This is a genomic window from Corynebacterium riegelii (genome assembly GCF_016728505.1).
GTDB lineage: Bacteria > Actinomycetota > Actinomycetes > Mycobacteriales > Mycobacteriaceae > Corynebacterium > Corynebacterium riegelii.
In genome coordinates, this window is the sequence record NZ_CP068159.1 from 2,243,827 (window position 1) to 2,257,670 (window position 13,844).

The following is a 13,844-nucleotide window of genomic DNA, read 5'->3' on the forward strand; positions in this document are numbered from 1 at the left end:
AGTCACATCCGTAACAAATCAATTTGTTTGCAATGAGGCTGGTGTGGCGGGTGGGGTTAACGCAGGTCAGCATCCCAACCACCCCAGCACCCCACCAAACGAAAAACACCCCGCCGCCAACCAACGTTGACAACGGGGTGCAAGGAAAGGGGCCAGTAAGGGCCCTGCTGCCTAGCGGCGCTCCTTGATGCGGGCAGCCTTGCCACGCAGGTCGCGCATGTAGTACAGCTTCGCGCGGCGAACCTTGCCGCGGCGAACGACCTCGATCTTCTCAATGTTCGGGGAGTGAACCGGGAAGGTACGCTCAACGCCGATGCCGAAGGAAATCTTGCGGACGGTGAAGGTCTCGCGGATGCCGCCACCCTGGCGACGCACCACAAAACCGGTGAAGACCTGGGTACGGGTTACGTTGCCCTCGATAACCTTGACGTGCACGTCAAGGGTGTCGCCGGGGCGGAAGTTCGGGATGTCGTCGCGCAGCTGACCTGCGTCGACCAGATCGATGATGCCGTTGCTCATGGCAGCATTCCTTTACTTTTACGGACAGAGGAACCTAGCGGCCACGAAGGCTCGACCGGTTCGTATCGTGTACAACAACTCGAAACATGTTACATATCGCCCGGTCAGTTACCAAATCCGGCACGCTTGAGGGCATCGGCCATCGACCCGCCTTGAGCTCCCTTTGCTTGTCGACGCCCACGTCCCCCACCCCGACCGCCCTGACCACCATGACCGCCCTTGCCAGAGTTCTTACCTGCCTGCTGGCGCGGTTGCTTGCCGGGTTTGGCGGTGGAGGGGTTAGCGGGGTCGTCGTTAAGCCGAAGCGAAAGGCCGATGCGGTTGCGAGCAACGTCTACATCCATGACCTTGACTTTGACTACCTGACCGGAGCGGACAACGTCGTGCGGGTCGGAAACGAAGCGGTCGCTCATCGCGGAGACGTGCACGAGGCCGTCTTGGTGAACGCCGACATCCACAAACGCGCCGAAGGCAGCGACGTTGGTCACGGTGCCCTCTAGGATCATGCCGGGTTTGAGGTCTTTGACTTCGTTGACGCCTTCTTTGAAGGTGGCGGTCTTGAACTCCGGGCGTGGGTCGCGGCCGGGTTTGTCCAGCTCGGCGATGATGTCGGTCACCGTTGGCACGCCAAAGGTGTCATCGGCGAAGTCTGCCGGGGCAAGCTTGGTCAGCACTGCGGTGTTGCCAATCAGCTGTGTGGTGTCCAGGCCGGTTACAGACGCGATGCGCTCAACCACCGGGTAGGCCTCCGGGTGCACGGCGGAGGCGTCCAGAGGGTCCGTCCCGCCTTGGATGCGCAGGAAGCCCGCAGCCTGCTCAAACGCCTTCGGCCCCAGACGAGGCACCTTGCCCAGCTCCTTGCGGGTGGTGAAGCTGCCGTGCTCGTCGCGGTAGGCCACGATGTTCTTCGCCACCGTGCCCGAAAGACCTGCAACGCGCTCAAGCAGCGGCGCGGAGGCAGTGTTGACTTCCACACCGACGGAGTTCACCGCATCCTCCACCACCGCGTCCAGCGTTTGGGCCAGGGCGGTCTGGTTCACGTCGTGCTGGTACTGGCCAACGCCGATCGACTTCGGATCCACCTTCACCAGTTCCGCCAGCGGGTCCTGCAAGCGGCGCCCGATGGAGACCGCGGAGCGCAGCGAGACGTCCATCTCCGGGAACTCCTCTGCTGCGATCTCGCTTGCGGAGTAGACAGAGGCGCCAGACTCACTGACCACCACAGGCGTTGGGCGTGTGCCGCCGGCCTTGGCAATCATGTCCGCCACCTCGCCGGCAAGTTTCTCCGACTCACGCGAGGCGGTGCCGTTGCCCACGGCGATCAGCTCCACACCGTGCTCTGCGGCCAGGGACGCGAGCTCTGCGCGCGAAGCATCCCAACGGTTCTGCGGCTGGTGCGGGTAGACAATCGTGGTTGCCAGTACCTTGCCGGTGCCGTCCACAACCGCGCACTTCACGCCGTTGCGGTACCCCGGGTCCAGCGCCAAGGTGACGCGCTGGCCGGCAGGAGCCGCCAGCAGTACGTCACGCAGGTTCGTCTTGAACACCTCCAGTGCGCCCTCTTCGGCTTTTTCTTTGAGACGCATACGCGCATCCACATTCGCCGAAATCTGCAACTTGGTGCGCCACCCCCAACGCACGGCCTTGGCCAACCACTCGGAGTCCTCCACCGGCAGGTTGAAACGCTGCGCGATCATGCCCTCGTAGACGGACTCATCGCCGGGGTCGAGATCCAGGGTGAGCACGCCTTCGTTCTCCCCGCGCAACAGCGCCAGAATTCGGTGGCTAGGCAGCTTGGCAAAGTCTTCAGAAAAGTCGAAGTAGTCCGCAAACTTCGCGCCTTCCTGTTCTTTGCCTTCCACAACAGTTGCGCGCATGGTGCCCTCGGCGTAGACGCGGTCACGCACCGCACCTACCAGGTCAGCGTCGGTGGCGAAGCGGTCCACCAAGATCGCACGTGCGCCGTCAAGCGCGGACTTTGCATCCGGGAAGCCTTCGCAGAGGAACCCTTCGGAGGCGGTTTCGGGGTTGGTCGTTGGCTCGTCGATAAGTAGTTGTGCAAGCGGCTCAAGCCCTGCCTCGCGCGCGATGTCCGCTTTGGTCTTGCGGCGCTTCTTGTACGGCAGGTAGAGGTCCTCCACGCGCGCCTTCGTATCGGCCGCAAGGATGTCGCGCTTGAGCTCATCGGTCAGCTTGCCCTGCTCATCAATACTGGCCAGCACTGCCTCTTTGCGCTCGGCCAACTCCACCAGGTACGTGTTGCGCTCCTCGATGTGGCGCAACTGCGCATCATCCAAACCACCGGTGGCTTCCTTGCGGTAGCGCGAAATAAACGGAACCGTGTTGCCCTCTGCCAAAAGGCGAAGCGCCGCCTCCACTTGGGAGGGGCGCACGTGAATTTCTGTCGCGATTGTTGCTGCGATAGTCATTCGCCGAAGTCTAGCGCGGTGCCTCCTTAGAGCAACGCCTGGGCCAACAGGGAGCCGACAACACACGAGGTGAACACGGAGATTGCACCCGGAATGAGGAAGGAGTGGTTGATCACGTACTTGCCAATGCGGGTGGTACCCGTGCGGTCAAAGCCGATGCAGGCCAGGTCAGACGGGTAGGTCGGCAGAATCCAGTAGCCGTACGCAGCGCCGTAGAAGCCAACGATAATCTTCGGGTCAATGCCCAACGCCAAACCGATCGGGGCGATGGCCACCAGCGCGGCCCCCTGGGAGTTGACCAGCTTGGACACGATGAGCAGCACCAGTGCGTACGCCCACGGCGCCTGCTGCACCACCGCGCCCAGCGAGGACTCCAGTTGGTCGATGTGGGTGGCAAAGAACGTGTCTGCCATCCACGCAACACCGAAAACGGAGAACACTGCCGTCATGCCCGCCTTGAACACTGGCGTAGAGGCAATCTTTTTGTGGTCCGCCTTGCACAGCAGCAGAATCAACGCGCCGGCAAAGAGCATCACCATCTGAATGGCCAGGTTCATAGATAGCGGCTTCATATCGCCGGCATCGTTCGGCCACGCGGGGCGCAGCCTTTCGAACGCGCCGAGGACAACCACAAAGGCGATACCACCCAGGAAGATCCACACTGACTTGTACGCGGTTTTGGGGAACTTCTCCCCCAAAAGCGAGTGGCTGGACGCCTGAATGGATTCCGCGAACGCCGGATCCTTCATGCGCTCCTGGAACACCGGGTCTTTGTCCAAGTCCTTGCCGCGGCGCAGCGACCACAGGGAAGCCAAGAGTACACCGCTTAGGGACGCCGGAATGGCCACCATCAGAATCTGCGGAATTGAATACGCCTTCTCAATCGCCCCGGCGTGCTCCGCCAAAATCGAGGCGAGCGAGACCGTTGCCACCGACACCGGCGAAGCAGTAATACCCATCTGCGCCGAGGTGGACGCCACGGCCATCGGGCGCTCAGGGCGGATGCCTTTCTTCAGCGCGATGTCTTCAATAATCGGAAACATGGTGTAGACCACGTGTCCCGTGCCGCAGAGCACGGTGAGAAACCAGGTGGTCAGCGGGGCCAAAATGGTGATGCGCTCTGGGTGCGCACGCAGGATTCGCTCTGCTTGCTGCATCATCACTTCCAGGCCTCGTGCCTGTTGAAGCGTCGCCGCACAACCGATCACGGCGATGATGGTCAGCATCACTCCGACGGGAGGTTCACCTGGCGCAAGGCCGAAGATGAACACCATGATCATCAGGCCAATGCCTGAGATCAGTCCGAGGCCGATTCCGCCGTAGCGGGTGCCAAGGAGCAGGGCGCCGAGAATGATGAGGATCTGCAGCAAGATAGCGATCGTGGATGTTGGATCAAGTATCGATGCCAGCATGAGAATCCTTTCCCTTTAGGTAACACCTAAAAGTTACTTTGGTAATCCCATTGACACCGAATCCTGCGGCCGTGATCTACACCACGCTTTACACCACTCGCGTTGACCCGTACCAGTCAGCACCCCTCGGCAGCGCAGCTACCACCGCTTTTGTCGCCTCCGTCGGCGCCAGCGCCGTACGCCCCCGAACAGTCAGCTTCACCAACGGCTCCGTACACGGCCGCCCCTCACGCCGCTCATACTCGGTCTCCAGCATGGACGGACCGAAGCACACGTCGGCCCCGCGCTCCACAGCCTCGATGGATTCCACCCGGTAGCCAGCCTTCTTCAGCGCCCTTCGCATTTGCTTCTCGACGCCACGCCGCCACCCCAACACGTCCAACTCCGTCACCATGTCCTGGGCGTCCAACATAAAGCGATCTTCCGCACTCAGATCAGCCGCTTCAAGCAGTTCCGGGCGCACCGCACGGGTGCGCTTCAGCGACTGCTCACGGCGCCACTGCTCTACTTTGGCGTGATCGCCCGACGTCAACACCGCCGGTGCTTCGATGCCGCGCCACACGCGCGGCTTGGTGTAACTCGGCCCTTCCAACAAGCCGTCGGAAAAGCTGTCATCCTCATGGCTTTCGGTATTGCCCAACACGCCTGGGATGAGGCGCGTGACAGCCTCGGCGATGACCAGCACCGCCACTTCCCCACCGATGAGTACGTAATCCCCGATCGACACCTCGCGCACCCGGTAGCGCTGGGTTGCGTCTTCAAACACGCGCTGATCAATACCTTCATATCGGCCACAGGCGAAAACGATGTGGTTTTCCCGCGACCACGCTTGCGCATCCGCCTGGGTAAAGGGTTTGCCGGCAGGGGTGGGCACCAAGAGCAATGGCGCGTCCGGGTCCTCCCCTTTGCGCACATCACTGGGAACGGCATACGGGCGTGCGGCAACCTCAGCCACATCATCGTGGCGTGCCTTGTCATTTCGGTGTGCCGCCGCCGTCTCCAAATCAGCACCGACGCGGCCCTCCGCAACGCTGTCGAGAGCAGGCCCCCATACTTCCGGCTTCATCACCATGCCGGGACCGCCACCAAGCGGCGGCGAATCTACAGACTTGTGGTTGCCCGTGGCCCAGTCGCGCAGATCATGCACGCCCACTGCCAAGATCCCCTGTTCAATCGCCTTGCCCAAAAGTGCGTGACGCAAGGGTTCGAGGTACTCGGGAAAGATCGTGATGACGTCTAAACGCAGCCGCCTATCCTGACTAGACATCAAGCAAACCCTCTGGCGGGGTGATCTCTAGGTACCCCTCATCTAGGTCGATGTCTGGCACGAACTCCATCACAAACGGTACGAGTACTTCCTTGCCACCGTAATCAATCTCCAGAATCTTGCGATTCGGCGCGTCCATCACACCGGTAACTTCGCCGACCTCATTGCCACCGTGTCGCACCTTTAAACCGATGAGCTCATGGTTGTAGTACTCATCAGAGTCCTCGTCGCGCTCAAGCTGCTCGGCGAAAAACTTCATACCCCGCAAGCTATCTGCCACAGTACGGTCGGGGACCTCCTCGAAACTGACCAAGAGGCGCTGCTGATGCGGACGCACCGTCTTTACCGTAAGCTGCACCTCTTTGCCCGTCTGGCGACCCGTGAGCACTTCCCCAACCACAATGTGGTCAACGGATTCGTCTGCCAGCAACTCAACGGCAACCTCGCCACGAACCCCGTGGGATTTCACCACCCGACCGATAAGCATTTCCATGAGACATAAGGCTACAAGAGACGGATGCGGCTACTACCCCAGCCTGCGCCCAACTTCCAGGATGTCCACTTGACCAACTATCTGAGGGAACTCTCTCGCGGACCCGCCCTCTCCCACCATCATTTCGTCTACTGGGCGAGTGAGCGGTTCGTACCCCCTTGGTTCCAAGCTGCACACAAGCGGAAAGTTTTGCAACCGAACAAGCCCCGGAGCCTAGCGTCCGTTAACTACTCATCTCCACTCTTTTGGGCTCCGGTTTAACAGCAACTTTTGAAACACTTCACAGCCGTTTAATCCTTCTGGTCCTGACGCCTGCCATTAAATTAGTCAATGCACGCTAGATTGGCACACAAACCAGGTAAATAAATAATGTCTAACAAGCTAGTTTTCGCCGCTATCTTCATCGGCGTTTTCGTTTTAACCGGCTTGCTTCTAGTTGCGCTAATAGCTCTAACTGAAGCGAATGTAGGAGTTGTTGAATACCTAATCATCGCAACCGTATCAGGAGTTGTTGCATTTATCTCGGCTCGACGGGGTAGAAATGCCAAGGCGAGAAGATATACGCGCGATTAGTGAAGTAATAATGGCACTGTCCATGAGCCGAATTATCTTTCCAGGTTCCCGCAACTGACTGCTTCGAGGCCTTGGGGCAATTGGAAATGCGCGGCAGTTTTGCTCCAACTGCGAGCTACACCGCCGCGCATCAGCGCCTCGATGACGCTGCAGCAGGAGCTTCCGGGGCCGCAGGCGAAGAAGTTCATCCCGCTGCGCCCGTACGTGACCAAGCTGTCGGCTTACAGCGCCGACACTTCCGCGTTTGCACGCACCTGTTTCTGGTTTGCCAAGCACAAGGACACACGTGGCCCGTGCAAGCACGTGCTGGCCGCGCGGGCGTTTCGGGATAGCGTGCGGTAGGAGCCGTCGACAAGCAAAATGCCCAGCAAAAACCGCTGGGCATTGTGCATACGAGCTGAATGAAGCTTAGTTGTCCTCGGACTCGGCTGCGGCGTCATCCTCGGCGACAGCCTCAGCCTCTGCAGCCTCAGCGGCGGCAGCAGCCTCAGCCTCAGCAGCAGCCTTGGCCTCTGCGTCTTCCTTAGCCTTCTTGCGCTTCTCGGTGATTGCCTCAGCGGTCGGGCCGTTGTTGGCCTCCTCGAGAGCCTTGTTGAACAGGTCAAGCTTGGACGGCTTCTCCTCAGCAACCTTCAGGGAGCCCTCTGCACCCTCAAGGCCCTTGAACTTCTGCCAGTCACCGGTGACCTTCAGCAGCTGCAGCACCGGCTCGGTCGGCTGTGCGCCAACGCCCAGCCAGTACTGTGCACGCTCAGAGTCAATGCGGATGAGCGACGGCTCTTCCTTCGGGTGGTAGATGCCGATGTTCTCGATGTAACGGCCATCGCGGCGGGTACGTGCATCAGCGATAACAACACGGTACTGCGGGTTACGGATCTTACCCATACGCTGCAGCTTGATCTTTACAGCCATGATTCTTCCTTCAAGGTCACTGGGCAGTGCAGGCACTCGCCGCTTTTCGACGAGCCGGTTCAGCCCCTGGTTTTCCCTGCGCGTGACTGGCCGGGCGGACGTATCCGGATCACGGCTCTGACGCAGGACTTGAAAGATTGTAATAGCAGCACACCCACAATCCCAAACTGCACGTCACCCACGCGCCACCCGAGGGTTGGTTTCCGTTCACCCCGCGTGGCCGAGGTAGTGTTGCAGAAATGACCACACAAGGGCCAAACCGGGATACTACCAATCCCGGTACCTCCGGATCGCGCGCGTACCGCGTTGATCTCGACGGCCTGCGTGGCTACGCAATTGCTCTTGTTGTCCTCTTCCACGTCTTTGTTGGCAAGGTCTCCGGCGGCGTGGACGTCTTTTTGTTCCTGTCTGGGTATTTCTTCCTGGGCGGGCAGTTGCGTTACGCGCTGCGCCCCAACCCGAACCTGAACCCGTGGTGGCCATTCTGGCGCACAGTGCGAAGGCTTGTCCCGGCGCTTGTTGTCGTACTACTTGCATCCCTTGCGGGTGTGCTGCTGCTTGCACCGGAGCTGATGGGTGACGAGCTTGCCGCCCAATTCACCGCCTCCCTGCTCTACTACCAAAACTGGCAGCTCACAGCGCAAGATGCGGCATACGCTGCCGCCAGTGACACTACGTCTCCCCTGCAGCATCTGTGGTCCATGTCGGTGCAGGGCCAGTTCTATATCTTCGGCATCCTTTTCGGGACCCTGCTGGCATGGCTGGCTACAAAGACACAGTTCAACCGCGAGGCAGGCCAGCGCCTGGCCATCATCGTGTTGGCTGTAGTCACCATCGCCTCTTTTACGTATGCCAGCCGTTACGGCCTTTTCGGCACGCCAGCGAACTACTACTCCACCTTTTCCCGTGCGTGGGAGCTCTCCCTCGGCGCGCTGTTGTCTTTTGTGCCCGCCCGCTTCTTCGTCCCCGCGCCCGCGAGCACGTTCACAGCAGGACTTGGCGTAGTACTGATCACCATTACAGGCCTAGTCATTCCTAGCTCGCTTGCGTTCCCCGGCCCGCTAGCGCTGCTGCCGCTGGCAGGCGCCGCACTGATCATTGTCAGCGGCAATGCCAACCCGGTGTCCAACGTGCTTGCTTCAAAGCCGATGACGTGGCTGGGCAACATCGCCTACTCGCTGTATCTCTGGCACTGGCCACTGTTGATCATTGTGACTGCCTCCGGCGGCTTTGACAGCCCGCCGCCGCTGGTTGGCGTGGCTGTCATTGTGGCTTCGCTTGCGTTGGCACACGTCACGCACGCGCTGTTGGAGGCACCGCTTCGTCAGCATCGCAAGCGTCCATTAGCAGGCGAGCACCCTGTGGCGGATGCCCGCAAGACAATGCGCACCCGCGCCGGTGCAGGGCGTGCGGCTGGCGGTGTGCTGATCGCCGCGCTGTTCGTCGGGGCGCTGACCGTGCAGCCACTGTGGAACGCACGCGTGGATATGGAAGACCGACCGCTGGATCCCACCAGGTACCCGGGAGCGCTTGCGATCACGGGTGTGGACGTGCCCAGCATCGCCGCGAAGCCGGATCCATCCCTGGTTGCCGGTATCTACCCGCCGATTGGCCACCAGGACTGCATGATCTTCCTGCCGGCACCTGCCGACGAAATGCCAGGACCGGACTGCGTCTGGGGTGACACCGAGGCAGACGTCACCGTTGTCATGACGGGCGGCTCACACATCGAGCCATTCGTCATCCCACTGGACATCCTGGGCAAGGAGCACGGGTTTAAGGTCGTGCCTTACGTGCGCCAGGAATGCCCGCTGGTGATTGGCGGCGAGGATCGCTTCGACATCGTCTCTGAGGTCTGCGCCGAGTGGGGCGACCATGCTTTCGCGGAGATCGTGGCGCTGGACCCGGATCTTGTGATTTCCAACTCCACCCGCCCCGGCGGTCGTGCCGGTGCCGTGGATACCGCGGCAGATACTGTGCCGGACGCCTATGCCAACCTGTGGTACAACCTCGCGCAGAACGAGATCCCGTTCCTAGGGCTGCGCGATAATCCCTGGTTCTTCGACCAGTTTGGCAACCCCATGGACCCGAACTTCTGCATCGTCGCAGGCGGCACCGAGGCCGATTGCTCAATGCCTACGCGTGAGGTCTACCCAGAGCCCGACCCGGCCGCAGGCTACTTAGACGGCACGGATCACCTCTACAGCGTGGATACGTCTATCTGGTACTGCAACGAAACCACCTGCCCACCACAGATTGGCAACGTCTACATCTACCGCGACCAAAACCACATCTCGAACGCCTACGCGCGCTCACTGACCCCCCTGTTGTGGGAGGAGATGGCGCCAATCTTCGACGCCCTCAACATCCCCCACACCGGAAACTAGCCCGGGCAGTTAGCCCGCCCGGGCAGCTCAGGCAGTTAGAAGAACTTCCCCTTGCCCATACGCTTCATCGCTTCGTTGAAGTCAAGGTTGTTCAGGTCCATACCCTGCATCCCAGCCGGAAGCTGCTTCTGCAGTGCCTCAAGCTCCTTCGGGTCCGGCATACCGCCGCCCATACCCGGCATGCCCGGGAAGCCGCCTGGCATACCGCCGCCCATGCCCGGGAATCCACCCGGCATGCCACCACCGGAACGCTTCACCGGCTTGCGCTTGCCATTTTTACCCTTGCGGCCCTTCGGCTTCTTCTTCGTGGCGGAACGGCCCATGCCAGGCGCGCCCGGGAAGCCAAACTGACCGGCCATACGGCCCATCATCTTCTTCGCCTCAAAGAAGCGCTCTACAAGCTGATTCACGTCAGCGACGGTGACGCCGGAACCGGCGGCAATACGCTTCCGCCTTGAAGCATTAAGGATCTTCGGATCCTGACGCTCCTGCGGGGTCATGCCGCGAATGATGGCCTGGATGCGATCCAGCTGCTTCTCATCCACCATGTCCGCCATCTGGTTCATCTGCTTGCCGCCCGGCATCATCTTCAGCAAGTTGCCAATCGGGCCCATGCGGCGGATCATCAGCAGCTGATCCAGGAAGTCCTCCAGGGTTAGCTCACCGGAGGCAAGCTTGGTCGCTGCAGCTTCTGCGTCCTTCTCGTTGTAGGTCTGCTCTGCCTGCTCAATCAGGGAAAGCAGGTCACCCATGCCAAGGATTCGGCTGGACATGCGGTCCGGGTGGAAGACATCGAAGTCATCGAGCTTTTCGCCTGTCGACGCAAACAGGATCGGCTTACCCGTCACCTCACGGATAGACAGCGCAGCACCACCACGGGCGTCACCATCAAGCTTGGTCAGCACCACGCCGGTGAAGTCCACGCCGGCGGCAAACGCCTCGGCGGTGGAAACCGCGTCCTGACCGATCATCGCGTCAATGACAAAGAGAACCTCGTCCGGGTTCACCGCGTTACGAATGTTGCGGGCCTGGGTCATCAGCTCTTCATCAATACCGAGGCGACCCGCAGTATCGATGATGACCACGTCATTCTTATTCTGACGTGCGTACTCCACACCCTGGGTAGCCACCGCCACCGGGTCACCATGGGAAGTACCCATCTCGTGTGCATACGAGTCGGTGGAGGTACCCGGGTCCGGCGCGAAGGTAGGCACGCCTGCGCGCTCACCGACAATCTGCAGCTGCTGCACCGCGCCCGGGCGCTGCAGATCACACGCCACCAACAGCGGGGTGTGCCCCTGCTTGGACAGGTGCTTTGCCAGCTTTCCGGCGAGTGTGGTCTTACCAGCACCCTGCAGACCTGCAAGCATGATCACAGTCGGCGGGTTCTTCGCCAACTGCAGACGGCGAGTTTCGCCGCCGAGGATGTTCGTCAGCTCCTCATCAACAATCTTGATTACCTGCTGTGCAGGGTTCAGCGCCGCGGATACGTCTGCGCCGAGTGCACGTTCCTTGACGCGCTTAATAAAGGTCTTGACCACAGGCAGCGAGACATCCGCCTCCAGCAGCGCGATGCGGATCTCGCGCGCGGTGGCGTTGATGTCATCCTCGGTGAGCTTTCCTTTCCCGCGCAGGCCACCAAGGGCCGATTGCAAGCGATCGGACAATGACTCAAACACGTCGCGTACTCCTGTGAACTAATCGCGGATACGTAAAAATAACTCCAACCAGCCTAGCGCCTGCGCACGTTGAGGCCGAAACCCGTCTGTTGGCCGAGCAACTAACCCAAAAGCGCGTCGACGAAGCTTTCCACCTCAAACGGCGCCAAATCATCAGCGCCCTCGCCCAGGCCGACCAGCTTCACCGGTACACCGAGCTCCTCCTGTACCTGGAAGACGATGCCGCCCTTGGCGGTGCCATCCAGCTTGGTCAGCACCACACCGGTGATGTCTACAACCTCACGGAACACGCGCGCCTGCGCGATACCGTTTTGGCCAACCGTGGCATCCAGTACCAGCAGTACCTCGTCCACGTTGGACTTCTTTTCTACTACGCGCTTGACCTTGCCCAGCTGATCCATCAGACCAGTTGCGGTGTGCAGGCGTCCTGCGGTGTCCACCACCACAACGTCTGCGCCCTGGTCCACGCCCGTAGTCACAGCGTCGAAGGCAACGGAAGCCGGGTCCGCCCCCTCCTTGCCGCGCACGGTGGATGCACCAACACGGCGACCCCAGGTCTCAAGCTGGTCTGCCGCCGCTGCACGGAACGTATCTGCCGCGCCAAGGACCACGGTGTGACCCATGGACACCAGCACACGCGCAAGCTTGCCGGTGGTGGTGGTCTTGCCCGTCCCGTTGACACCCACAACCAGGATGACGGCAGGCTTGCCCTCGTTCGGCATGGCCTTAATCGAACGATCCATATCTGGACGCGCTGCCTCGATCAGGGTCTCGCGCAGCATCGCGCGGGCCTCAGCCTCGCTGGAGACACCGCGCTGTGCAATCTTCTCACGCAGCGAGTCCACAACCTTCATGGTCAGCTGCGCACCAAGATCCGCCATGATGAGCGTGTCTTCGATTTCCTCCCAGGCATCCTCATCCAAATCACCCGCGGTCAGAATGCCCAGCAGGCCCTGACCAATCGCGTTCTGGGAGCGCGACAGGCGCCCACGCAACTTGCCAATTCGGCCAGCCGCAGGCTCGATCTGGTCAATCTGCGCCTCAGCAGCCGGCGCCGGGGTGACTACTGCATCCTCGGACACCTCGACGTCCTCAGCCGCCAGTGCCTCCTCCGCACTGTCAGCCGCAACCGCCGCGGCAGCCGCAGCTTCAGCAGCGAGAGCCTCATGCTTTTCGACGTCCACCGGCTCCGATTCCACAACCGGATCTTCCTCAACAACCGGCTCGGGCTCGACAACCGCCTCAGGCTCGGAAACTGGCTCGGGCGCGACAACCGCCTGAGACTCCGGCTCCGGGAAGGGCTTCGGCTCTTCCTGCTCAACCGCAGCCTGTGCATCAACTACAGCCTCTTCTGGCTGATTAACCTGCTCGACCTGTTCAGCCTGCTTCTCCTGCTCGGCGGCGAGCTGCTCTTCTAGGTGCGGCGCAAGGCCCGACGCTTGGGGTTCTACCGGGGGTTCTACCGGCGCCACTGGCTCGGCAGGGGCAGCAGGCGCAGCTGCGGGCTCGCGCCGTACTGGCTCCGGCTGCTTCGGTGCGGCGTCGGCCTGCGCGAAGTTAAACCCGCCCTTGGCCTGGTAGTTGCCAGACTTCTCCTCGCGGGTGAGCTGCTTCGGCTCGGCAGATTCCACCTGCTTTTCAAAGGAGACGGTCTTCGCCTTCTTGCGCTGCTTTCCGGCAATGATGATGCCCAGAATGATCAGCAGTAGTACGACTACGCCAACGACTACCCACAGAACTGTCATGTTTGTCATGCACTCTATAGTGCCAGCCTTGGCCACACCCCTGCCAAGGCTGGGGGTTATTGTTTTACTAAGAGGGTTTCTCCGTGATCCCCAAGACGGATATCGCCTCCTGCAATCTGTTCAAAAGGAACAGCCGCTTCTGCGTTACCGGCAGAAAATACAAGCGCCCCGTCCTTCACCGAACATGTCTGCACCATCGCGTCCTGGGTGTCGGGCATGGTCTCAGCGCTCAGCTCGCAATTCTCACCGTCGATAGTCAACGTAGTTATCATCGACGAGGGGTCGTTAGCGGCTGGGTTTGTCTCGGCCTGAACATAGGTGCCATCAAGTGCACCGGCAGATGCGCAGGCAGTAAGCAACACGGACAGGGCCGAACCAGCAACCATAAGCTTTATCCATCGAAAGTTTGAATCCATAGTTGGCAATAG

General features: G+C 60.7%; 10 protein-coding genes and 1 pseudogene. 2 read left to right on the plus strand and 9 right to left on the minus strand.

Going from position 1 to position 13,844, the window contains the following annotated elements; all coding sequences use genetic code 11:
* Window positions 1-171 precede the first annotated feature (171 nt).
* The 5 genes and pseudogenes from rplS to rimM all read right to left on the minus strand — a co-directional run bounded on the left by rplS (window position 172) and on the right by rimM (window position 6,120).
* Window positions 172-519: a 50S ribosomal protein L19 gene (gene rplS / locus I6I71_RS10715; protein ID WP_052203798.1), complete on the minus strand. Its 348-nt coding sequence runs from the start codon at window positions 517-519 to the stop codon at window positions 172-174.
* A gap of 104 nt (window positions 520-623) precedes the next feature.
* Complete coding sequence (locus tag I6I71_RS10720; RefSeq protein ID WP_201820950.1) at window positions 624-2,948, minus strand: Tex family protein; 2,325 nt, start codon at window positions 2,946-2,948, stop codon at window positions 624-626.
* 26 nt (window positions 2,949-2,974) lie between these two features.
* The gene (locus I6I71_RS10725) at window positions 2,975-4,360 is read right to left on the minus strand and encodes an anaerobic C4-dicarboxylate transporter (protein ID WP_201820953.1); all 1,386 of its coding nucleotides are present in this window, start codon (window positions 4,358-4,360) and stop codon (window positions 2,975-2,977) included.
* 406 nt (window positions 4,361-4,766) lie between these two features.
* Window positions 4,767-5,627: pseudogene (trmD, locus tag I6I71_RS10730) on the minus strand (tRNA (guanosine(37)-N1)-methyltransferase TrmD); the annotation flags it as partial.
* Window positions 5,620-6,120: a ribosome maturation factor RimM gene (rimM, locus tag I6I71_RS10735; protein ID WP_201820957.1), complete on the minus strand. Its 501-nt coding sequence runs from the start codon at window positions 6,118-6,120 to the stop codon at window positions 5,620-5,622. The gene rimM and the pseudogene trmD, both read right to left, overlap by 8 nt.
* Window positions 6,121-6,792: 672 nt before the next feature.
* Between rimM and I6I71_RS10740 the strand changes: the two genes are divergently transcribed.
* Window positions 6,793-7,035 carry a hypothetical protein gene (locus I6I71_RS10740; RefSeq protein WP_201820959.1) on the plus strand — a complete coding sequence of 81 codons (243 nt, stop codon included), beginning with the start codon at window positions 6,793-6,795 and terminating at the stop codon, window positions 7,033-7,035.
* A gap of 66 nt (window positions 7,036-7,101) precedes the next feature.
* Here I6I71_RS10740 and rpsP read toward each other — a convergent pair whose 3' ends face one another.
* Window positions 7,102-7,605, minus strand: a complete 504-nt coding sequence (rpsP, locus tag I6I71_RS10745) for a 30S ribosomal protein S16 (protein ID WP_201820961.1) — start codon at window positions 7,603-7,605, stop codon at window positions 7,102-7,104.
* Between the two features lie 239 nt (window positions 7,606-7,844).
* Here rpsP and I6I71_RS10750 point away from each other — a divergent pair, with 239 nt between their 5' ends.
* Window positions 7,845-9,992, plus strand: a complete 2,148-nt coding sequence (locus tag I6I71_RS10750; protein WP_201820963.1) for an acyltransferase family protein — start codon at window positions 7,845-7,847, stop codon at window positions 9,990-9,992.
* A gap of 35 nt (window positions 9,993-10,027) precedes the next feature.
* On the opposite strand, the gene ffh is transcribed toward I6I71_RS10750, so the two are convergent.
* The 3 genes from ffh to I6I71_RS10765 form a co-directional block, all read right to left on the minus strand.
* Entirely contained in the window at window positions 10,028-11,671 is a 1,644-nt protein-coding gene (gene ffh / locus I6I71_RS10755; protein ID WP_201820966.1) for a signal recognition particle protein, read from the minus strand.
* A 101-nt stretch (window positions 11,672-11,772) separates the two neighbouring features.
* The gene (gene ftsY / locus I6I71_RS10760; protein WP_083439709.1) at window positions 11,773-13,425 is read right to left on the minus strand and encodes a signal recognition particle-docking protein FtsY; all 1,653 of its coding nucleotides are present in this window, start codon (window positions 13,423-13,425) and stop codon (window positions 11,773-11,775) included.
* Window positions 13,426-13,472: 47 nt separating this feature from the next.
* On the minus strand, window positions 13,473-13,832 hold the full coding sequence (locus I6I71_RS10765; RefSeq protein ID WP_141738231.1) for a hypothetical protein: 360 nt from the start codon (window positions 13,830-13,832) through the stop codon (window positions 13,473-13,475).
* Between the last annotated feature and the right edge of the window lie 12 nt (window positions 13,833-13,844).

What these genes read in the sequence shown, in the direction of transcription:
- rplS (WP_052203798.1), bottom strand. Translation starts at nt 519, where the DNA reads ATGAGCAACGGCATCATCGATCTGGTCGACGCAGGTCAGCTGCGCGAC.
- I6I71_RS10720 (WP_201820950.1), bottom strand. Translation starts at nt 2,948, where the DNA reads ATGACTATCGCAGCAACAATCGCGACAGAAATTCACGTGCGCCCCTCC.
- I6I71_RS10725 (WP_201820953.1), bottom strand. Translation starts at nt 4,360, where the DNA reads ATGCTGGCATCGATACTTGATCCAACATCCACGATCGCTATCTTGCTG.
- rimM (WP_201820957.1), bottom strand. Translation starts at nt 6,120, where the DNA reads ATGGAAATGCTTATCGGTCGGGTGGTGAAATCCCACGGGGTTCGTGGC.
- rpsP (WP_201820961.1), bottom strand. Translation starts at nt 7,605, where the DNA reads ATGGCTGTAAAGATCAAGCTGCAGCGTATGGGTAAGATCCGTAACCCG.
- I6I71_RS10750 (WP_201820963.1), top strand. Translation starts at nt 7,845, where the DNA reads ATGACCACACAAGGGCCAAACCGGGATACTACCAATCCCGGTACCTCC.
- ftsY (WP_083439709.1), bottom strand. Translation starts at nt 13,425, where the DNA reads ATGACAAACATGACAGTTCTGTGGGTAGTCGTTGGCGTAGTCGTACTA.
- I6I71_RS10765 (WP_141738231.1), bottom strand. Translation starts at nt 13,832, where the DNA reads ATGGATTCAAACTTTCGATGGATAAAGCTTATGGTTGCTGGTTCGGCC.